The sequence below is a fragment of the Cupriavidus sp. 207A1 genome, from assembly GCF_057798955.1.
This window is the reverse complement of sequence record NZ_JBYOJO010000014.1, coordinates 72,411-92,729: the sequence shown is the minus strand read 5'-3', so window position 1 is coordinate 92,729 and position 20,319 is coordinate 72,411. Positions and strand designations below refer to the sequence as shown.

Annotated in this window: 19 protein-coding genes and 1 tRNA gene; 8 read left to right on the top strand and 12 right to left on the bottom strand. The window is 67.8% G+C overall.

Features of this window, described 5'->3' with window-relative positions:
* Nucleotides 1-39 precede the first annotated feature (39 nt).
* The 3 genes from AC3FMM_RS23830 to AC3FMM_RS23820 are packed head-to-tail and all read left to right on the top strand — an operon-like array spanning nucleotide 40 to nucleotide 2,334.
* Nucleotides 40-909: a hypothetical protein gene (locus tag AC3FMM_RS23830; RefSeq protein ID WP_240987684.1), complete on the top strand. Its 870-nt coding sequence runs from the start codon at nucleotides 40-42 to the stop codon at nucleotides 907-909.
* 4 nt (nucleotides 910-913) lie between these two features.
* Entirely contained in the window at nucleotides 914-1,744 is an 831-nt protein-coding gene (locus AC3FMM_RS23825) for a bestrophin-like domain (protein WP_116312880.1), read from the top strand.
* A gap of 50 nt (nucleotides 1,745-1,794) precedes the next feature.
* Complete coding sequence (locus tag AC3FMM_RS23820; RefSeq protein WP_115681480.1) at nucleotides 1,795-2,334, top strand: glycoside hydrolase family 19 protein; 540 nt, start codon at nucleotides 1,795-1,797, stop codon at nucleotides 2,332-2,334.
* 62 nt (nucleotides 2,335-2,396) lie between these two features.
* On the opposite strand, the gene AC3FMM_RS23815 is transcribed toward AC3FMM_RS23820, so the two are convergent.
* Nucleotides 2,397-2,475: transfer RNA gene (locus AC3FMM_RS23815), tRNA-Ile, on the bottom strand.
* A gap of 10 nt (nucleotides 2,476-2,485) precedes the next feature.
* Nucleotides 2,486-4,759: an RNA polymerase sigma factor RpoD gene (gene rpoD, locus AC3FMM_RS23810; RefSeq protein ID WP_172581750.1), complete on the bottom strand. Its 2,274-nt coding sequence runs from the start codon at nucleotides 4,757-4,759 to the stop codon at nucleotides 2,486-2,488.
* On the opposite strand from rpoD, the gene AC3FMM_RS23805 reads away from it, so the two are divergent.
* Nucleotides 4,749-5,156 carry a hypothetical protein gene (locus AC3FMM_RS23805; protein WP_326346655.1) on the top strand — a complete coding sequence of 136 codons (408 nt, stop codon included), beginning with the start codon at nucleotides 4,749-4,751 and terminating at the stop codon, nucleotides 5,154-5,156. The two genes, rpoD and AC3FMM_RS23805, sit on opposite strands and share 11 nt — an antisense overlap.
* A gap of 106 nt (nucleotides 5,157-5,262) precedes the next feature.
* Here AC3FMM_RS23805 and dnaG read toward each other — a convergent pair whose 3' ends face one another.
* The 4 genes from dnaG to AC3FMM_RS23785 all read right to left on the bottom strand — a co-directional run bounded on the left by dnaG (nucleotide 5,263) and on the right by AC3FMM_RS23785 (nucleotide 9,456).
* Nucleotides 5,263-7,074 carry a DNA primase gene (gene dnaG, locus AC3FMM_RS23800; protein ID WP_115710321.1) on the bottom strand — a complete coding sequence of 604 codons (1,812 nt, stop codon included), beginning with the start codon at nucleotides 7,072-7,074 and terminating at the stop codon, nucleotides 5,263-5,265.
* Between the two features lie 199 nt (nucleotides 7,075-7,273).
* Entirely contained in the window at nucleotides 7,274-7,723 is a 450-nt protein-coding gene (locus AC3FMM_RS23795; RefSeq protein WP_115681481.1) for a GatB/YqeY domain-containing protein, read from the bottom strand.
* Nucleotides 7,724-7,848: 125 nt separating this feature from the next.
* Nucleotides 7,849-8,061: a 30S ribosomal protein S21 gene (rpsU, locus tag AC3FMM_RS23790; RefSeq protein ID WP_326346735.1), complete on the bottom strand. Its 213-nt coding sequence runs from the start codon at nucleotides 8,059-8,061 to the stop codon at nucleotides 7,849-7,851.
* Between the two features lie 135 nt (nucleotides 8,062-8,196).
* Complete coding sequence (locus AC3FMM_RS23785; protein ID WP_488687569.1) at nucleotides 8,197-9,456, bottom strand: BaiN/RdsA family NAD(P)/FAD-dependent oxidoreductase; 1,260 nt, start codon at nucleotides 9,454-9,456, stop codon at nucleotides 8,197-8,199.
* 150 nt (nucleotides 9,457-9,606) lie between these two features.
* Here AC3FMM_RS23785 and tsaD point away from each other — a divergent pair, with 150 nt between their 5' ends.
* Nucleotides 9,607-10,641, top strand: coding sequence for a tRNA (adenosine(37)-N6)-threonylcarbamoyltransferase complex transferase subunit TsaD (gene tsaD / locus AC3FMM_RS23780; RefSeq protein WP_115681482.1), 1,035 nt, complete (start codon nucleotides 9,607-9,609; stop codon nucleotides 10,639-10,641).
* 59 nt (nucleotides 10,642-10,700) lie between these two features.
* Here tsaD and folE2 read toward each other — a convergent pair whose 3' ends face one another.
* The 4 genes from folE2 to AC3FMM_RS23760 form a co-directional block, all read right to left on the bottom strand.
* Nucleotides 10,701-11,504, bottom strand: coding sequence for a GTP cyclohydrolase FolE2 (gene folE2, locus AC3FMM_RS23775; protein WP_116312883.1), 804 nt, complete (start codon nucleotides 11,502-11,504; stop codon nucleotides 10,701-10,703).
* A gap of 208 nt (nucleotides 11,505-11,712) precedes the next feature.
* Nucleotides 11,713-13,629: a 1-deoxy-D-xylulose-5-phosphate synthase gene (gene dxs / locus AC3FMM_RS23770; RefSeq protein WP_115710326.1), complete on the bottom strand. Its 1,917-nt coding sequence runs from the start codon at nucleotides 13,627-13,629 to the stop codon at nucleotides 11,713-11,715.
* Nucleotides 13,630-13,653: 24 nt separating this feature from the next.
* Nucleotides 13,654-14,538 carry a polyprenyl synthetase family protein gene (locus AC3FMM_RS23765; RefSeq protein WP_092307059.1) on the bottom strand — a complete coding sequence of 295 codons (885 nt, stop codon included), beginning with the start codon at nucleotides 14,536-14,538 and terminating at the stop codon, nucleotides 13,654-13,656.
* Nucleotides 14,535-14,840 carry an exodeoxyribonuclease VII small subunit gene (locus AC3FMM_RS23760; RefSeq protein WP_115661532.1) on the bottom strand — a complete coding sequence of 102 codons (306 nt, stop codon included), beginning with the start codon at nucleotides 14,838-14,840 and terminating at the stop codon, nucleotides 14,535-14,537. Before AC3FMM_RS23760 ends, AC3FMM_RS23765 begins: the two co-directional genes overlap by 4 nt.
* 375 nt (nucleotides 14,841-15,215) lie before the next feature.
* On the opposite strand from AC3FMM_RS23760, the gene AC3FMM_RS23755 reads away from it, so the two are divergent.
* The 3 genes from AC3FMM_RS23755 (at nucleotide 15,216) to AC3FMM_RS23745 (ending at nucleotide 18,370) form a co-directional block, all read left to right on the top strand.
* Nucleotides 15,216-16,319 (top strand): aromatic ring-hydroxylating oxygenase subunit alpha, encoded by a 1,104-nt coding sequence (locus AC3FMM_RS23755; protein ID WP_115710327.1) that lies wholly within the window; start codon nucleotides 15,216-15,218, stop codon nucleotides 16,317-16,319.
* A 205-nt stretch (nucleotides 16,320-16,524) separates the two neighbouring features.
* The gene (locus AC3FMM_RS23750; protein ID WP_116312884.1) at nucleotides 16,525-17,448 is read left to right on the top strand and encodes a DMT family transporter; all 924 of its coding nucleotides are present in this window, start codon (nucleotides 16,525-16,527) and stop codon (nucleotides 17,446-17,448) included.
* Nucleotides 17,449-17,503: 55 nt separating this feature from the next.
* Nucleotides 17,504-18,370, top strand: coding sequence for a sulfurtransferase (locus AC3FMM_RS23745; protein ID WP_116312885.1), 867 nt, complete (start codon nucleotides 17,504-17,506; stop codon nucleotides 18,368-18,370).
* A gap of 5 nt (nucleotides 18,371-18,375) precedes the next feature.
* Here AC3FMM_RS23745 and AC3FMM_RS23740 read toward each other — a convergent pair whose 3' ends face one another.
* Nucleotides 18,376-19,284: a ZIP family metal transporter gene (locus AC3FMM_RS23740; protein WP_473703207.1), complete on the bottom strand. Its 909-nt coding sequence runs from the start codon at nucleotides 19,282-19,284 to the stop codon at nucleotides 18,376-18,378.
* A 118-nt stretch (nucleotides 19,285-19,402) separates the two neighbouring features.
* Nucleotides 19,403-20,281, bottom strand: coding sequence for a dienelactone hydrolase family protein (locus AC3FMM_RS23735; protein WP_116312886.1), 879 nt, complete (start codon nucleotides 20,279-20,281; stop codon nucleotides 19,403-19,405).
* Nucleotides 20,282-20,319: the final 38 nt, after the last annotated feature.

Sequence of the window (20,319 nt, the reverse complement as noted above, 5' to 3'; positions counted from 1 at the left end):
GGCCCGGGCCACCGGGCCGCCCTACTTCTTCCACAGATCATGCGCACGCTCGACTTCACCGCCGCGCCGTTGCGGCGCGCCGCTGCCGCGGCCGCCGAACCCGTCGCGGCAACGCCCCGGCTTGCCGCGGCGACGGCTGCCCCGTTGCCGCTCGATGGCCAGCTGCGCCGCGAATGCGAGGCCATGGCCAGCCATGCACTGCGGCTCGGCATCGCCATGCCTGCCGGCTGGACCATGCTGCTCGGCAGCGATCACGAAGCGGGCCCGGCATCATCGGCTTCGTCGCAGCAGCATGCCGGGACGGGCCTTGCCGCGCAGCAGCTCGCACAACTCCACCAGGACCTGGCCCGCGCCATCGCGCCCGCCACGCCGCAATGCATCACGCTGCTTGACGATGAGCGCCGCCGCGCGCATCCGCTGGCCTGCCTGGGGCCCGTGCCGCTGGTGCGCGCATTGACCGGCACCGCGGTGTGCTGCCTGCTGGCGGTGGTGCTGACCGGCTTGCCGGCAGAGGTGTCGATGGAGAACATGCGCGCCGGCATCCTGGCCTCGTCGGGCCGCACGCTGCTGTTCAACATGCTGTTCCTGCTGTTCTGCGCCGGGCTGGGGGCCTCGTTTGCGTCGCTGTTCCAGGTGCACGGCTACATCGCCCGGGGTACCTATGACCCCAAGTACGACGCCGCCTACGCCGCGCAACTGATCCTTGGCATCATGTCCGGGCTGATCCTGGTCGAGATGCTGCCGCCGCAGTTGTTCGATTCGGCCGGCATGCGCAGCTTCGGCAAGCCGGCCTTGTCGATGCTGGGCGGCTTCTCCGCCACCGCGGTGCATCGCCTGCTGCAGCGCATCGTCGAGATCGTCGAGACCGCGGTGCGCGGCAGCACGCCACGCGAGCCGCGCAAGGAGTAGCGCCATGCTGTTCCTCTACAGCCTGCCCAGCACCGGCATGGCCGCCATCGTGGTCACGGCCATCGTCGCGGTGGTGCTGGCCGGCTATGCGGTCGCGCGCCGCTTCGCGCTGATCGAGCTCGATGCCGAGCAGCGCGCAATGGCGGTGTCGATGGTCTCGATCATCACCACCATCAACTCGCTGCTGGTCGCCTTTGCCGCGATCAACGTCTGGGACACCTACAACGCCGCCGACCGCACCGTCGCCGCGGAAGCCACCGCCGCGGGCGAACTCGCGCGCGACCTGGCCGCATTCGACAGCAGCGCCGCCGATGCCGCCGCGGCGGCATTGCGCACCTACCTGGTAATGGTGGTGCATGAGGAATGGCCGCGCATGCAGCGCCTGGGCAGGCCCGATGCGCACACCGAACAGCGCTTCGACGCGATGTTCGATCTGGCCAACCGGATCCGTCCGCTCGACAGCCGCCAGACCGTGCTGCTGGGCGAAGTGCTGATGCGCGTCAACGAGATGGTCAAGTACCGCCAGCAACGGATCCTGACGCTGCATGCGGCGATGCCGAACACCTTGTGGGGCGTGATCCTGATTGTCAGCGCCCTGTCGTTCGCGTTGCTGTACGTGCTGCCGGCAACGCCCTTCAACCTGGCGCTGATCACCGCGTGGGCCATCACCATCGGCCTGGCGTTCTTCTTCCTGCTCGCGGTCGACCGGCCCTTCGCCGGCGAATTCAGCGTCAGCGCCGACCCGCTGCAGCACACCATCGACACCCTGGTGGCCAATGGCACATGGCCGGAGTCGCAACCAGCGTCACAGCCGATGCCATACCCAGCGCCATAACGGCACGCCGCAACGGTCGCCAAATCACAACAAGGAGACACAAGATGCAGATGACCCCGGAGCAATTCCGCGCCGCCACCGGACTGAGCGAGCCGCAATGCGAGCGCTGGTTCGCGCGCCTGTGCGAAGCGATGCAGGCGTACGACATCACCGGCGCGGCGCGCATGGCCGCGTTCCTGGCGCAGACCGGGCACGAGTCGCTCGGCTACCAGTTCACGCATGAGCTGTGGGGGCCGACGCCGGCGCAGGCGCTGTACGAGCCGCCGTCGCGCAAGGCCATGGCGCTCGGCAATGTGCGGCCGGGCGATGGCAAGCGCTTCCGCGGCCGGGGCCTGATCCAGATTACCGGCCGCGCCAACTATGCGGCATGCGGCGCCGCGCTCGGCGCCGACCTGACCGGCACCCCCGAACTGCTGGAACAGGACGCCTGGGCCGCGCGCTCGGCGGCATGGTGGTGGCGCACGCACGGCTGCAATGCGCTGGCCGACAGCGGCGACTTCATCGCGCTGACGCGGCGCATCAATGGTGGCACCAACGGACTCGAGGACCGCCTGCGCCGCTGGAAGGTCGCCACCGCGGCGCTGGCCTGAAGCGACACGGCACCATGAAAAAAGGGGCTACGGCATTTACCGTAACCCCTTTTTCACTGCATTGGTGGGCCTCCCGTGAGTCGAACACGGCACCAACGGATTATGAGTCCGCTGCTCTAACCAGGCATGAGCTAGAGGCCCTTGGAAGCGTTTAGTTGCCTTCCAGGAAACTCTTCAGCTTGTCGGAGCGGCTCGGGTGGCGCAGCTTGCGCAGCGCCTTGGCCTCGATCTGGCGGATCCGTTCACGCGTGACGTCGAACTGCTTGCCGACCTCTTCCAGCGTGTGGTCGGTGCTCATTTCGATGCCGAAGCGCATGCGCAGCACCTTGGCTTCGCGCGGCGTGAGCGAGTCCAGCACGTCCTTGACGACGTCGCGCATGGAACCGTGCAGCGCCGCTTCGGCCGGGGCCAGCGTGTTGGTGTCCTCGATGAAGTCGCCCAGATGGGAGTCGTCGTCGTCACCGATCGGCGTTTCCATGGAGATCGGTTCCTTGGCGATCTTCATGATCTTGCGGATCTTGTCTTCCGGCATCTCCATCTTCTCGGCCAGCGTTGCCGGATCCGGCTCGTTGCCGGTTTCCTGCAGGATCTGGCGCGAGATGCGGTTCATCTTGTTGATGGTCTCGATCATGTGCACCGGAATACGGATGGTGCGCGCCTGGTCGGCGATCGAGCGCGTGATGGCCTGGCGGATCCACCACGTGGCATAGGTCGAGAACTTGTAGCCGCGACGGTATTCGAACTTGTCCACCGCCTTCATCAGGCCGATGTTGCCTTCCTGGATCAGGTCGAGGAACTGCAGGCCGCGGTTGGTGTACTTCTTGGCGATCGAGATCACCAGGCGCAGGTTGGCCTCGGTCATCTCGCGCTTGGCTTCGCGGGCGCGGCGCTCGCCTTCCGACATCTTGCGGTTGACGTCCTTCAGTTCCTTCAGCGGCAGCACCACGCGCGCCTGCAGGTCGATCAGCTTCTGCTGCAGCTCGTGCACGGCCGGCACGTTGCGCTCGACGATGGTGCTGTAGCCCTTGCCGTCGGCCACCACGGTGTGGATCCACTCGAGGTTGGTCTCGTTGCCCGGGAAGCGGGCGACGAAGTCCGAGCGCGGCATGCCGCACTTGTCGACCACGATGTTCAGGATGGCCCGCTCGAGCTTGCGCACTTCGTCGACCTGGCCGCGCAGCGTGTCGCACAGGCGCTCGACATTGCGCGCGGTGAAGCGGATGCCCATCAGCTCGGCCTGGATCGCTTCCTGCGCCTTGACGTAGGGCTTGGACTTGTAGCCTTCCTTCTCGAACGCACGACGCATCTTGTCGAACTGCTCGGCGATCACGCGGAATTTCTCCAGCGCGTTCTGCTTCAGTTCTTCCAGCTGGCGCGCGGACGCGCCGGCGCCGGCGCCGCCTTCGTCGTCATCGTCCTCGTCGCCTTCCTCGTCTTCGTCGGACTCGAGGTCCTCGTCGTCGGCCGCCGCGGCCGGGGCCGACGGGGCTTCCGGGGTTTCGTCGGCGTTCGGGTCGATCAGGCCGTCGACGAACTCGTCGATCTTGATCTCGTCGTTGGCGACGCGCTCGGCATGGGCCAGGATCTCGGAGATGGTGACCGGGCACGCCGAGATCGCCATCACCATGTCCTTCAGGCCGGCCTCGATGCGCTTGGCGATCTCGATTTCGCCTTCGCGCGTCAGCAGCTCCACCGTGCCCATCTCGCGCATGTACATGCGCACCGGGTCGGTGGTGCGGCCAAACTCGGAGTCGACCGTGGACAGGGCCGCCTCGGCCTCTTCCTCGGCTTCTTCCTCGCTGGTGGCGGACGGGGCGTTGTCGTTGAGCAGCAACGTCTCGGCATCCGGCGCCTGTTCATAGACGGCGATGCCGATGTCGTTCAGCGTCGCGACCAGGGTGTCGATCGTTTCCGAATCGACCATGTCGTCCGGCAGGTGATCGTTGATTTCCGCGTAGGTCAGGTAGCCGCGCGACTTGCCCAGCTTGATCAGCGCCTTGAGCTTCTGGCGACGCAGCTCGAGCTCTTCCTCGGTGCCTTGCTGGGTCGAGGCGAACTCCTTGAGCAGGGCCTTTTCCTTGGCCTTGCGGTCCTTGGCTTTCTGCTTTTCGGTCTTCGGCGCCGCCGGGGTTGCCGGCGCGCGCGTATCGTTCTCGTAAAACTCTTCGGTCACGTCGTCTGTTGTGCTGTCGTCGTGCTGCATCTCGGCCTTGGGCTTGCGGCCACGCTTTTTCGGCTCCGGCTTGATTGCCGGCGCAGCGGGACGCTCGGATGCAACGGATGCAGGTGTCGCGGCACGCGCCTTGGCGGCCGTCGCGGCCGCGCCTTGCTTGGCGCCTCCGCTCTTGGCGCCGGCGGCTGCCGCTCGCTTGCTCTCGACTTCGGTATTCTGCTGTTTCGCCACGGTGATACTCTTGCCTTTCACTGGTGCAGATGCTGCTGCAGATGCGGCGACCTTGCCGCTCGTACTGGCGCTCTTGCCGCTCTCGCGTGCCGAAGTCGAGGCCTTTGTCTTTTCGGATGTGCGGGTTCTGGTGGGAGTCGTCACGGCGGGCGCTTGCGCGCGGCGCACGGACTTTGATGGCGCAGACCGGGCTGGCGTCTTGACGGTCGCGGTCGATGTCTTCGCCGCCGTGGTTTTCACAGACGCCTTGCCGCTCCCTGATTGGGGAGCTTTCGAGGTAACCCTTTCGGTTGCTTTGGCCTTTGCCATTGGCACGCTCACTTTCACCAGAACTGGAGAGAAAGATTTCGCAATCCAAACCGGCTATTGTAGCACGCCACGCATAGCCGGCTCCCTGTCAGGTGAGGTTTTCACCTGAAAAATCAAGGCTTAAGCTCGGCGCGGCCGGGCCCGGTCCCTGATCCACTGCTTGTCCAACGCTTGATGCCGCCTCCCGGTTGAAGGCCAGGGCGCCCGCCGGCGCCTCAGCCCAGTTGGCGCCGCCGGTGGATTTCGCCCACCAGCCAGCGCATGCGCTGCTTGGCCGCCTCGTCGGCCGTGCCGGCGACCACCTCCGCCTGCAGGCTGTCAAGTTCGCGCCGCAGCGGCTCGGCCAGCAGCTTGGTGATGGCCGCATCGAATTCCTGTGTTGCAGGTGCCTCTTCAATCTCTTCGCGCAATACCGCCGTGCGCGCCGCGGCATAGACCTCGGCATACGGCGACTGGGCCAAATGCTCGCTGAAGGCCGCGAAATTCACTTCGCCCTGGACGCCGTCGCACGCGCTGACCAGGTGCGCCAGCACTTCGCTGTCGCCACCTTCGCCTTCCAGCAGCAACGCCCGCGCATCCTCGTCCAGCCGTGCCGACAGCGTCGGGTAGCACATCAGCAACTGGATCACCCGCTGCTCCAGCCCGGTCGGGGCCTGGCGGCGCGCGCGCGGGCGCGGCTGGGCGAAGCGCCCGACCCGTGCCGGATCACTGCGCAGGCCGCAGATCGCCTCGATCTCCGCGGGTGTCGTACCAGTGGCATCGGCAAGTTCGCGCACGATCTGTAGCCGCAGCCCGCCCGCCGGCATCGCCTGCAGCAGCGGCTTGGCGTCGTACTGGGCGCGGGCGCGGCCCTCGGGCTGGCGCAGGTCCAGTTCCTCGGTCACCGACTGCAGCAGGAAGCGCGACAGCGGCATGGCATTGCGCACCTGCGCGGCGAAGGCTTCGGTGCCCTCTTCGCGCACATAGCTGTCGGGGTCGTGCTCGGCCGGCAGGAACAGGAAGCGGATGGTCTTGTTGTCGGCCACGTGCGGCAGGCAGGCTTCGAGCGCCCGCCTGGCGGCGCGCCGCCCTGCCGAATCGCCGTCGAACGAGAACACCACCGCGTCGGCCTGGCGCAGCAGCTTCTGCACGTGCACGGGCGTACACGCCGTGCCCAGGGTGGCGACGGCGTTGGCAAAACCGAGCTGGGCCAGTGCCACGACGTCCATATACCCTTCGACCACCAGCACATAGCCGGTTTCCCGGATCGCATGGCGGGCCTCGAACAAGCCATACAGTTCGGTGCCCTTGCTGAACAGCGGGGTCTCGGGCGAATTCAGGTACTTGGGCTCGCCCTGCCCCATGACGCGGCCGCCGAAGCCGATTACCGCGCCTTTGGTGTTGCGGATCGGGAACATGATGCGGTCGCGGAATCGGTCGTAGCGCCGCGGCTTGCCGTCGGCGTCGCGTTTGTCGCTTTCGATCAGCAGGCCGGCCTCGACGAGCGGCGCGGCCACGTTGTCGTCGCGGTAGCTGCCGAACACCGCTTCCAGGCCCTGCCAGTCATCGGGCGCATAGCCAAGTCCGAACTGACCGGCGATCTCGCCGGTCAGCCCCCGCCCCTTCAGGTACTGGATCGCCTGGGGAGCGCCGCGCAACTGGCGGCGGTAGAAATCGGTGGCGCGGGTCATGGCGTCGGACAGCGCCACCGAGCGCGCCTGTTGCTCGGCGCGCTGGCCGGGGGGCAGGCGGTCGCGCTCTTCCGGCACGGTCATGCCGACCGACTGCGCCAGCTCGCGCACCGCCTCCGGATAGGACTGGCCGGAAAACTCCATCAGGAAGCCGATGGCCGAGCCATGCGCGCCGCAGCCGAAGCAGTGGTAGAACTGCTTGGTCGGCGACACCGTGAACGACGGGGATTTCTCGTTATGGAACGGGCAAAGTCCCATGAAATTGGCGCCGCCCTTCTTCAGCTGCACATACTTGCCCACCACATCGACAATGTCGACACGGTTGAGCAGGTCCTGAATAAAGGATTGCGGAATCACCCGACTGACCGTCCTGAGGCTTGGCCGTCCCTGGCGGGCGGCCCTTTTAGGAATGCGTGACCGGTGCGGCGCCCGGCTGCTATCGGAATATTGTAGTGCAGCACGGAACGGCCGCCCGGATTGCTTCACTTCTGCGCGCAACCTCCGCTATCCGCGGTGAGATTGCGCGCATCATGTCGGCAATCGTTTAAATCAGTACTTACTTTGGCGCCAACGCGGCCTTGACCAGGGCCGATACCGCGGTCATGTCGGCACGGCCGGCCAGCTTGCCCTTCAGCACGCCCATGACCTTGCCCATGTCCTGCGGGCCCGCAGCGCCGGTGGCGGTCACGGCTTGCTGTACCTCGGCGGCCACCTCCTCGTCCGACAGCGCGGCCGGCATGTAGACCTTCAGCACCTCGACCTCGGCCAGCTCCTTGTCTGCGAGGTCGTTGCGGCCGGCCTGCTGGAACTGCGCGATAGAGTCCTTGCGCTGCTTGATCAGCTTTTCGACCACGGCCAGCACGGCGGTATCGTCCAGCTCGACGCGCTCGTCGACTTCGCGCTGCTTGATCGCCGCCAGCAGCAAGCGGATGGTGCCAAGGCGCTCGGTCTCGCGGGCGCGCATGGCGGTCTTCATGTCTTCGCTGATACGGGCTTTGAGGGACATCGTGATCTTCCAGAAAGTGGGCAGGCACTTACACATGGCGGCGGATGCCGTTCCTGCAAGGCCCATAACGCAAAAACCCGCCGAGCATACGCCACAGCGGGTGATGGGCAAGCGCGAAGCCGGTGTCAGTACAGCTTCTTCGGCAGCATCTGGCTGCGGATGCGCTTGTAATGGCGCTTCTCTGCCGCAGCCTTCTTGCGCTTGCGCTCGGCGGTGGGTTTTTCGTAAAACTCGCGGGCCCGCAGTTCCGGGAGCAGCCCGTTCTTCTCGATGGTGCGCTTGAATCGGCGCAGGGCAACTTCAAAAGGCTCGTTTTCCTTGAGGCGGATCGTAGTCATTTGGCCGGAAAATGAAAGTATTTTCGGGATGGCGGCGTTACGAAGCTCTGGATTGTAGCACCAACAATCCGGCGCGGAAGTGGCGTGCGACTGGCGTCGCCGCGTGTGATTCACGCAGCACGATACAGCCTGGCTCTAAGCTGCCGATTGCCCGGCGCGGGCCTGCCGTGCCGCCTCCGCCGCGGCCTGCCCCGCCGCCACCGCGGAGGCCCAGGCCCACTGGAAGTTGTAGCCCCCCAGCCAGCCGGTCACGTCGACCACTTCGCCGATGAAATACAGGCCCGGTACGTCGCGGGCCATCATGGTGGCCGACGACAGCGCGCGCGTATCCACCCCGCCCAGCGTGACCTCGGCCTTGCGGTAGCCCTCGGTGCCGGACGGCACGATGCGCCAGTCGTTGAGCGCGCCGCCGAGCTTGCGCAGGGCCTTGTCGGTCACGTCATGCAGCGGCATCGTCGCCGCCACGCCCGCAGCCGCGCACCACGCCTCGGCCAGCCGCGACGGCAGCCGTTGCGCCAGCAGGTTGCCCAGGTGCTTGCGGCTGCCGGCCTTCTGCTCGAGCAGCCAGGCGGCGGCGTCCTCGCCATCGAACAGGTCGATGGCGACCGGCGTGCCGGGATGCCAGTAGCTGGAGATCTGCAGCACCGCCGGGCCGGACAGGCCACGGTGCGTCCACAGCAGGTCCTCGCGGAAGGCGCCCGCGGCCTTGCCGCTGCCGGTAGCGATGTCCACTTCCAGCGAGACCCCCGCCAACGGCACGAACGGCGCCCAGTCCTTGCCATCGAAGGTCAGCGGCACCAGCGCCGGGCGGGTCTCGACGATGCCCAGCCCGAACTGCCGCGCAATGCGGTAGCCAAAGTCCGTAGGGCCGATCTTCGGGATCGACAGGCCGCCCGTGGCCACCACCAGCGCTCCGGCCCGCACCGTGCCCGCGGCGGTCAGCAGCAGGAAGTCATCGCCCTCGCGCCGGATCTCCGCCACCGTGCAGCCGGTCTGCCAGCGCACCTGCCCCGCGTCGCATTCGGCGCGCAGCATGGCGATCACGTCTTCGGCGCTGTCGTTGCAGAACAGCTGGCCACGGTGCTTCTCGTGCCAGGCGATGCCATGGCGGCGCATCAGCGCCAGGAAATCCTGCGGCGTGTAGCGCGCCAGCGCCGAGCGGCAGAAGTGCGGATTGGACGACAGGTAGTTGGCGGGGCCGGCCTGCAGGTTGGTGAAATTGCAGCGGCCGCCGCCCGAGATGCGGATTTTCTCGGCGAGCCGGGTGGCATGGTCGATCAGCACCACGCGCGCGCCGTTCTGGCCCGCCACCGCGGCGCACATCATGCCCGCGGCGCCGGCGCCCAGTACCGCCACGTCATACCGGCCGGTCCGGGCCTGGGCTGCCCCGCTCATTGCACGCCTCGCGAATCCATGTGTCTTGCCACCGCCTGAGAAAGGGCAGATTGTAGCGAAAAGCGCGCCGCGCGCCGCTGTGCTACCCTGCGCGCTTCCCGCACACCCTTGTTTCGACCGCCGTTTCCCGGAGACGGCGTCATGGCTCCCATGCTTGTCCTCGGCATTGAATCTTCCTGCGACGAAACCGGCCTCGCGCTCTATGACACCGGCGCCGGCCTGCTCGCGCATGCGCTGCACTCGCAGATCGCCATGCATCGCGACTATGGCGGCGTGGTCCCCGAACTGGCCTCGCGCGACCATATCCGCCGCGTGCTGCCGCTGCTGGAGCAGGTGCTGGCCGACGCCGGCCGCACCCGCCAGGACATCGACGCCATTGCCTTCACCCAGGGCCCCGGACTGGCCGGCGCGCTGCTGGTCGGCGCCTCGGTGGCCAATGCGCTCGGCTTCGCGCTGAACGTGCCGATGGTGGGCGTGCACCACCTCGAAGGCCACCTGCTGTCGCCGCTGCTGACGCGCGAGCCGCCGCCGTTCCCGTTCGTGGCGCTGCTGGTATCGGGCGGGCATACGCAGCTGATGGAAGTGCGCGGCATCGGCGACTACGCGCTGCTGGGCGAAACCCTGGACGATGCCGCCGGCGAAGCGTTCGACAAGACCGCCAAGCTGCTCGGCCTGGGCTACCCGGGTGGGCCGGAAGTGTCGCGCCTGGCCGAGTTCGGCGTGCCCGGCGCGTTCGAGCTGCCGCGGCCGATGCTGCATTCCGGCAACCTGGATTTTTCCTTTGCCGGCCTGAAGACCGCGGTGCTGACGCAAACCCGCAAGCTCGCCAATACCTGCGAGCAGGACCGCGCCAACCTCGCGCGCGCCTTTGTCGATGCGATCGTCGACGTGCTGGCGGCCAAGTCGATGGCGGCGCTCAAGCAAACCGGCCACAAGCGGCTGGTGGTAGCCGGCGGCGTCGGCGCCAACCGGCAGCTGCGCGAACGGCTGGACCAGGTTGGCAGGCAGCGCAAGCTCGAGGTCTACTATCCTGACCTGGCGTTCTGCACCGACAACGGCGCGATGATCGCGTTTGCCGGCGCGATGCGCTTGCAGGCCGCGCCCGAACTGGCGCGGCACGAGTATGGTTACGGCGTGACGCCGCGCTGGGACCTGGCGGATATCCGCCTGCCTTCCGCGGCCTAACCGGACCGAAAAAATAGCCACCGCATGCGGTGGCTATTTCCATTGCAGCGACAACGCGGTCAGTCGACGCGCTTGTCCCGCTCGATCACCGCATACGCGCTGTGGTTGTGGATCGACTCGAAGTTCTCCGCCTCGAGCACATAGGCCACGATGCGGTCGTCCGCATTCAGCCGCATGGCGATGTCGCGCACCAGGTCCTCGACGAACTTGGGATTCTCGTAGGCACGCTCGGTGACGAACTTCTCGTCGGGCCGCTTGAGCAGCCCCCACAGCTCGCACGACGCCTCTTCCTCGGCCATGCGCACCAGCGCCTCCACCGGCAGCTCGCCGGCCAGCTCCACGTTCATGGTGATATGCGAGCGCTGGTTGTGCGCGCCATACTGCGAGATCTTCTTCGAGCACGGGCACAGGCTGGTCACCGGCACCAGCGCCTTCAGGAACACCCGCGTGGCGCCGTTGCGCACTTCACCGGTCAGCGTGACCTCGTAGTCCAGCAGCGACTCCACGCCGGACACCGGCGCGATCTTGCTGATGAAGTACGGGAACGTGACCTCGATGCGGCCGGCCTCGGCTTCGAGCTTCTCCAGCATCTTGTCCAGCATCAGCCGGAAGCTGGCCAGCTCCAGCGGCGCCCGCTCTTCTTCCAGCAGCGCCACGAAGCGCGACATATGCGTGCCCTTCTGGTCGGCGGGCAGGTGCACGTCGAGGTTGAAGGTGCCGACGGTCGGCACGACGCCGGTCGGGGTCTTCAGGGTCACGGGATAGCGCACGCCCTTCACGCCGACTCGCTGGATCGGGATCTGGCGGGTGTCGGGGCTCGACTGGACGTCGGGCATGATGAAGGCGGGGTTGATGTCATTCATCTACGGTTTCCTCCAGGGTTGCGCAGCCTGGCGCAAGCCCTTACGGTCGCGGCATTTTCGCAGTCCCTCATGCCGCGCAACGAGTGTGAAACCACGGGACCCGGCACTGGCGTGCCGACCCGCAGCTGCGAACACAAAAATCGGAGTGTAAGGGAATTCGGACGCACCCGTGGCGCGGCGGCCCGAATCCCCTCGGGATGGCAGGTGATCAGGCCACGCGCGAGGCGACCGTGACCTGCGGCTGGTCGAGCCCGAAACGCTCGCGCACCGAGCGCTCGATGCCGGCCGCATCCAGGCCGCATTGCTGCAGCAGGTAGGCCGGGTCGCCATGGTCGACGAAGCGGTCGGGCAGGCCCAGCGTCAGCACCGGCTTGTCGATGCCGGCCTCGGCCAGGGCCTCGAGCACGGCGCTGCCGGCGCCGCCCATCACGCTGCCCTCTTCCACCGTCACCAGGTAGTCGTGGTCGGCGGCCAGGCGCTTGACCAGCGCGACGTCGAGCGGCTTGACGAAGCGCATGTCGGCCACGGTGGCGTCCAGCGCCTGCGCCGCGCCCAGCGCCGGCTGCACCATCGAGCCGAACGCCAGCATGCCGACGCGATGCCCGGCGCGCGCGCCGCCCTCGCGGCGCACCACGCCCTTGCCCACCGGCACCGGCGCCAGGTCGGCGGCGATCGCCGCGCCCGGGCCGGAGCCGCGCGGATAGCGCACCGCGCTCGGGCAGTCCTGCTGGAACGCCGTGGTCAGCAGCTGGCGGCACTCGTTTTCGTCGGACGGCGTCATCACCATCATGTTGGGGATGCAGCGCAGGTAGGCGATATCGTAGGCGCCCGCGTGAGTCGCGCCGTCGGCGCCGACCAGGCCGGCGCGGTCCAGCGCGAACACCACCGGCAGGTTCTGCAGCGCCACGTCGTGGATGAGCTGGTCGTAGCCGCGCTGCAGGAAGGTCGAGTAGATCGCCACCACCGGCTTCAGCCCTTCGCACGCCAGGCCGCCGGCGAAGGTCACCGCATGCTGCTCGGCGATGCCGACGTCGTAGTAGCGCTCCGGGAAGCGCTGCTCGAACTCGACCATGCCCGAGCCCTCGCGCATGGCCGGGGTGATGCCGACCAGGCGCTTGTCGGCCGCGGCCATGTCGCACAGCCAGTCGCCGAACACCTGGGTGTAGGTCTTGCGCGCCGGCTTGGCGGCCGGGCGGATGCCTTCGGCCGGATTGAACTTGCCCGGGCCGTGGTACAGGATCGGGTCGGCCTCGGCCAGCTTGTAGCCCTGGCCCTTCTTGGTGACCACGTGCAGGAACTGCGGGCCGCCGCCTTCGAGCGCGCGCTCGCGGATATTCTGCAGCGTCGGCACCAGCGAATTCAGGTCGTGGCCGTCGATCGGGCCGATGTAGTTGAAGCCGAACTCCTCGAACAGCGTGGCCGGCACCATCATGCCCTTGGCATGTTCCTCGAAGCGCTTGGCGAACTCCAGCACCGGCGGCGCCACCGACAGCACCTTCTCGATGCCCTTCTTGGTGGCGGCGTAGAACTGGCCGCTCAGCAGCCGCGCCAGATGCCGGTTGAGCGCGCCCACCGGCGGCGAGATCGACATGTCGTTGTCGTTGAGCACCACCAGCAGCGGCAGGTCCTTGTAGACGCCGGCGTTGTTCAGCGCCTCGAAGGCCATGCCCGCGGTCATCGCGCCGTCGCCGATCACCGCCACCGAGACCCGCTTCTGGCCCAGCGTGCGCGCGCCCAGCGCCATGCCCAGCGCGGCCGAGATCGAAGTCGACGAGTGCGCGGTGCCGAAGGTGTCGTATTCGCTCTCGCTGCGGCGCGGGAAGCCCGAGATGCCGCCCCACTGGCGCAGCGTGCGCATGCGCTCGCGGCGCCCGGTCAGGATCTTGTGCGGATAGCTCTGGTGGCCCACGTCCCACACCAGCCGGTCATCGGGGGTGTTGAAGACGTAGTGCAGCGCGATGGTCAGTTCGACCGTGCCCAGGTTGGACGACAGGTGGCCGCCGGTCTGCGAGACCGATTCCAGCACGTAGGCGCGCAGTTCGTCGGCCAGGGTCTGGAGCTCGCGCCGGTCGAGCTTGCGCAGGTCCGCGGGGGCGTCAATCTTGTTGAGGAGTGCGTAGGTCATGATGTCCGTTCGGCCGGCTCTAGTTTAATGCGTGCGCAGCACGATCAGGTCCGCCAGGTCGCGCAGGCGCGCGGCGCGCTCGCCGAAGCCGGCCAGCGCCTCGTACGCCTCGGCGCGCAGCGACCCGGCCAGTTCGCGGGCCGCGTCCAGCCCCAGCAGTGACACGTAGGTCGGCTTGTCATGGGCGGCGTCCTTGCCGGCGGTCTTGCCCAGCGTCGCGGTGTCCGCGGTGACGTCCAGAATATCGTCTACCACCTGGAACGCCAATCCCACCGCCGCCGCGTAGCGGTCCAGCGCGGCCAGGCCCTGAGCATCGATCTCGCCACACAGCGCGCCCATGCGCACGCTGGCGCGCAGCAGCGCGCCGGTCTTCATGCGGTGCATGGCCTCGAGCGCGTCGCGCGTCATGGCCCGGCCCACGTTCTGCAGGTCGATCGCCTGGCCGCCGGCCATGCCGGCCGAGCCCGACGCCCGCGCCAGCTCCGCCACCAGCTGCAGCCGCACCGCGGGCGCGATCGGCCCGGCTTCCGCCAGCACGATGAAGGCCTGGGTCTGCAGCGCATCGCCTACCAGCAGCGCGGTGGCCTCGTCATAGGCCTTGTGCACAGTGGGGCGGCCGCGGCGCAGGTCGTCGTCGTCCATGCACGGCATGTCGTCGTGGACCAGCGAATAGGCGTGGATCATCTCCACCGCGCAGGCGGCCGCGTCGCAGGCCGCCGGGGCCGCGCCGCTGACCTCGCCGGCGGCATGGACCAGCAGCGGGCGCACGCGCTTGCCGCCGCCCAGCGCAGCATAGCGCATCGCTTCGTGCAGCGTATGCGGCACCGTGCCGGCATCGGGCAGCGCGGCCTGCAGGGCGGCCTCGGTGCGCACGCCCTGCGCCTGCATCCATTGTGCGAAGTCGCTCATGCCTCGTCCGTCCCCTGTGCTCCATTGGCACCGTTGCCTTCGCCCGCCAGCGGCCTGAGCGCGTCGCCCTCCAATACCCGCACCTGCTGCTCGACCCGCTCCAGCTTCTGCTGGCAGTAGCGCACCAGCTCGGCGCCGCGGCGGTACGCTGCCAGCGAGGCCTCGAGCGGCAGCTCGCCGCTTTCCATGCTGGCCACCAGCGTCTCCAGTTCGGCCATCGCCGCCTCGTAGGAGGCGGGCGGCGCCGAGGCGGCGTCGGCGGTGTTGTCGGTCTGGACCGGAGCGGTCGTCGTTTTTGGCATATCAGGCCCTGGAAGCTGGAACCGGGGGAAACCCGGATGGGGAAGCCCGGATTTTACGCCAAAGCGCGGGCCTGCCCCCATCTCGCAGGGGGATACCGTGCCCCGATCGGGTGCTTCCGATGCAGAAGTGACTTGTGCGCTCGGGTCGTCTTTCCGAATGCGGCCGCTACGGCACCCCGATGACGACCCGGGTCGACTTTTTCGCTAAAAAGGCAAAAAAATCAGTCCCTTAACTTTTTGGGTCGGGTACAATCTTCCGTTCGCCGCCGGGGGTTGCCAGCGCATCCCGCCGGGCGGAAGTCTTTCCCAAATCGATTCCATTTTCGATGGTTGGGTTGTTCACTGCTTTCACCTGTTCATCTGGGAGTGGGGATAATGTCCAATCTCAGCACCGCGCTCAACCTGGCGCCGGCTGATACGCAACTGCCCGTCGGCGTCTACTTCGACGAAGCGCTGCATCAACAAGAACTCGAACTGCTGTTCAGCAATGGCCCGGGCTATGTCGGCCATGAACTGATGGTCCCGGAAACCGGCGACTACCACACGCTCAAGGCCGAGGACGAGGGCCGCATGCTGGTGCGCAACGCCGCCGGCGTCGAGCTGATGTCCAACGTCTGCCGCCACCGCCAGGCCATCATGCTGAACGGCCGCGGCAACAAGCAGAACATCGTCTGCCCCCTGCACCGCTGGACCTACGACCTGAAGGGCGAACTGCTCGGCGCGCCGCATTTCGACCAGCAACCCTGCCTGCACCTGAAGCGCTCGCCGCTGCAGAACTGGAACGGCCTGCTGTTCGAGGGCCCGCGCGACGTGCGCGCCGACCTGGCGCGGCTGGGCGTGGCGCAGGACCTGAACTTCGACGGCTACATGCTCGACCACGTCGAGGTGCACGAGTGCGACTACAACTGGAAGACCTTTATCGAGGTCTACCTCGAGGACTACCACGTGGTGCCGTTCCACCCGGGGCTGGGCAGCTTCGTCTCGTGCGACGACCTCAAGTGGGAGTTCGGCGAATGGCACAGCGTGCAGACCGTCGGCCTGCACGCCGGCCTGAAGCGCCCCGGCAGCCCGACGTACCAGAAATGGCATGACGCGGTGCTGCGCTTCAACAACGGCGTGCTGCCCAAGCACGGCGCGATCTGGCTGACCTACTACCCCAACATCATGGTGGAGTGGTACCCGAACGTGCTGGTGATCTCGACGCTGCACCCGATCGGCCCGCGCAAGACCCGCAACGTGGTGGAGTTCTACTACCCCGAGGAAATCGCGCTGTTCGAGCGCGAGTTCGTCGAGGCCGAGCGTGCCGCCTACATGGAAACCTGCATCGAGGACGACGAGATCGCCGAACGCATGGACGCCGGCCGGCTGGCGCTGCTCAAGCGCGGCACCAGCGAGGTCGGCCCGTACCAGTCGCCGATGGAAGACGGCATGCAGCACTTCCACGAGTGGTACCGCCGCGCCATGGCCTACACGGGCTAGTGCGATCAGCGCACAACGCAAGCTGCAACGGACCGCCACGGCGGTCCGTTTTGCTTTGGGTGGCGATGTGCGCTGCTAGAATCTTTGTCCGGCGCGGCGGTTCCCGCCGCCGCGCCGGACCGCATGCGCGACGCGGGGCCTCAGAGCCCCGCTCGCGTGCCGGCCTCCTCTCCTTCGCTCCTGCCCGCTTCACCGCGCCCTCGCCATGCAATCGCTCTGGATGCTGTTCGCCGCCTTCGCTTTTTCGCTGATGGGGGTTGGCGTCAAGCTGGCGTCCGACCTGTACACCACCGGCGAGATCGTGTTCTACCGCGGCCTGATCAGCGTGGTGATCATGTGGGTGCTGCTGTCCTCGCGCGGGGTCTCGGTGCGCACTCCGTACATGCTGTCGCATATCAAGCGCAGCGTGTTCGGCGTGACCTCGCTGATGCTGTGGTTCACCTCGATCTCGCTGCTGCCGCTGGCCACCGCGATGACACTGAACTACATGTCGCCGGTGTGGATCGCGCTGATCCTGGGCGCCAGCGCGGCGCTGGCCGGCACCGGCGGCAATGCCGACCGGCGCCTGGTGCTGGCGATCCTGCTGTCCTTTGCCGGCGTGATCTGCCTGCTGCAGCCGTCAGTCGGCAAGGACCAGCTGACCGGCGGCCTGGTCGGGCTGATTTCGGGCATGTTCACCGCATTGGCCTATGTCGAGGTGCGCCAGCTCGGCCAGCTGGGCGAGCCCGAAGGCCGCATCGTGTTCTATTTCTCGCTGGTCGGCATGATCGCCGGGCTGGTGTGGATGCTGCTGGGCGGCACCAGCCCGCATACCTGGTACGGCGCCGGCCTGCTGCTGGCGATCGGCATCCTGGCCACGCTGGGCCAGACCGCGATGACGCGCGCCTACAAGCGCGGCAACACCCTGCTGACCGCCAACCTGCAATACGCCGGCATCGTCTTCTCCAGCGTGTGGGGCATGCTGATCTGGTCCGACCGCCTGAACTGGCTGTCGTGGCTGGGCATGGGGCTGATCATCGCCAGCGGCATCGCCACCACGCTGATGCGCGCGCGCCAGGGCACCGACGCCAAGCCCACGCCCGCCACCCCGGTCAAGTCGCCGGAGGCGGAAGTGCACCCCGAGGTGTAGCATTCGGTAAGCCCGACCGCCCCGGATTTCTTTCTCCGCTCGCTACAGGATTCCCATGCAGAAACCGCTGATTTCCGTCACCGCACTGCAGTCTCTGCTGGCCGGCCCCGGCCGCTGCGTCGTCGTCGACTGCAGCTTCGACCTGGCCGACCCGGCCGCCGGCCGCGAAGCCTACCGCACCGGCCACCTGCCCGGCGCCTTCTACCTGCACCTGGACAACGAACTGTCCGGTCCCAAGACCGGCCGCAACGGCCGCCATCCGCTGCCGGACGCCGACGACCTGGTCGCGCGCCTGCAGGCACTCGGCATCGACGACGACACCCCGGTGATCGCCTACGACGCCCAGGGCGGCATGTTCGCCGCGCGGCTGTGGTGGCTGCTGCGCTGGATCGGCCACGATGCCGTGGCCGTGCTCGATGGCGGCAAGGACGCCTGGGTCAAGGCCGGCCTGCCGCTGGAGCACGATGCCGCGGCAGAGCCCGAGGTTCCGGGCACGATCCGCCGCGGCAAGTCACTGGTGCCAACCGTCGATGCGGACGCACTGGTCGACAATCTCGGCCAGGGCCGGCTGCTGGTGGTCGATGCGCGCGCGCCCGACCGTTTCCGCGGCGAGAACGAGACCCTGGACCCGGTCGGCGGCCATATCCCGGGCGCGGTCAATCGATTCTTCAAGGACAACCTGGACGCGGAAGGCCGCTTCAAGCCGGCCGCGACCCTGCGCGCCGAATTCGGCGCGGTGCTGGGCACGCACGCCGCCGCCCAGGCGGTGATGCAGTGCGGCTCGGGCGTCACGGCCTGCCACAACCTGCTGGCGCTGGAAGCCGCCGGCCTGGGCGGCGCGGCGCTGTATCCCGGATCGTGGAGCGAGTGGTGCGCGGATCCGGCGCGCCCGGTTGCTACCGGGGCCACCGGGGCGGCCTGAGCCGGCTAGCGTGACGACGACGCCACGGGCGCGGCGTGGCTGTGGCCGTCGCGGCCCTGAGCGCCGTGAGCGCCGTGGCTGTGGCTTTCGTGCACGCCGTTGGTGATGAAGACGATGGCCGAGATCCCCGCGGCCACCAGCACCACCTGGATCGCCGACTCGCGCCAGCGCGGCTTGCGCTGCATCTGCGGCATCAGGTCGCTGACGGCGATATAGATAAAGCTGCTGGCCGCGATCACCAGCACGTAGGGGATCCACCCGCCCAGCTGGTCGAGCAGGAAGTACCCGACCACCCCGCCGGCGATCGCCGCCAGGCTCGACACCAGGTTGAAGGCAAAGGCGCGCGCCTTGGAGAAGCCGGCGTTGAGCAGCACGATAAAGTCGCCCACCTCCTGCGGGATCTCGTGCGCCGCGATCGCCAGCGCGGTGACCACGCCGATATGCGGATCGGCCAGGAACGCCGCCGCGATCACGATGCCGTCGGCGAAGTTGTGGAAGGTGTCGCCGACCAGGATGGTCAGGCCGCTGCGGCCCGCTTCCTCGCGGTCATGGCCGTGGTGGTGGTGGTGCCCGTCGCCCTCGTGATGGTGCGAATGGCGCAGCAGCGACAGCTTTTCCAGCAGGAAGAAACCCAGCAGCCCGGCCAGCAAGGTGCCGAACAGCGCGCGCGGATCGGCGCCGGACTCGAACGCCTCGGGCAGCGAATGCAGCAGCGCGGTGGCCAGCAGCACGCCCACCGAGAAGCTCACCATGCGCTCGACCACGCGGGACGCCACCGTCAGCGACAGCAGCGCCGCCCCGAAGATGCTGCCCACGCCCGAAATCGTGGCGGCGAGCAGGATATACAAAAGCGTCGAATGGATGATGGGCTCCCGGGGTAGCGGTGCCGGGCGGCCCCGCCGTTCCGCCCGCATCGCGCCGGGCGGCAAACGCAACAATGTTGCAATAACTCAAAGGCCGCATTGTACGTATCCGCCGGGACTTTGCAATCCTGCCGTCGGCCGGCCCCACGGGCGGGGGCCGCGCGCCAGGTCAGGCGACGCCGTACTGCCGGAACCAGTCCAGGCATTTCTGCCAGCCGTCCCTGGCGTCGGCTTCGCGGTAGCTGGGCCGGTAGTCCGCGTGGAAGGCGTGACCGGACTCGGGATAGACGATAAAGCGCGAGCGCTTGGCGTCCGGGTCGGACGACGACGCCAGCGCGGCCTTCATCCGGTCCACCTGCTCCAGCGGGATGCCGGTGTCCTTGCCGCCGTACAGGCCGAGCACCGGCGCATGGAGCTGGCCGACCAGGTCGATGGGATTCTTCGGCTTGATCGGCGTCGGCTCGGGCGCCAGCTGGCCGTACCAGGCCACGCCGGCCTTCAGGCGCTGGCTGTGCGCGGCGTAGAGCCAGGTTATGCGGCCGCCCCAGCAGAACCCGGTGATGGCCAGGCGCGAGACGTCGCCGCCGTTGGCGCCGGCCCAGGCCACCGCGGCATCCAGGTCGCCCATCACCTGCGCGTCGGGCACCTTGGCGATCACCTCGCGCTGCAGTTCCTGGATCGTGCCGAAGCTCTGCGGATCGCCCTGGCGCGCGAACAGTTCGGGTGCGATCGCCAGGTAGCCCTGCTTGGCAAAGCGCCGGCACACATCGGCGATATGCTCGTGCACGCCGAAGATCTCGCTGATCACCAGCACCACCGGCAGGCTTTTCTTGCCTTCCGGCTGGGCGCGGTAGGCCGGCATGCTGAAGCCGCCCGACGGGATGGTGACCTCGCCCGCGTTCAGGCCGGCAAAATCGGTCTTGATCGCCTGCTGGGCCATCACCGGCAGCGCCGCGGCCGCAAAGGCCGAACCCAGCGCGGTCTTGACGAAGCCGCGGCGGTCGAAGGTCTGGCCGGGGACCAGGCTGTCCACTTCTGGTTTGAGCATGCTTGTCTCCAGGATCGTTGGTGGCTGGGCCGCCACGC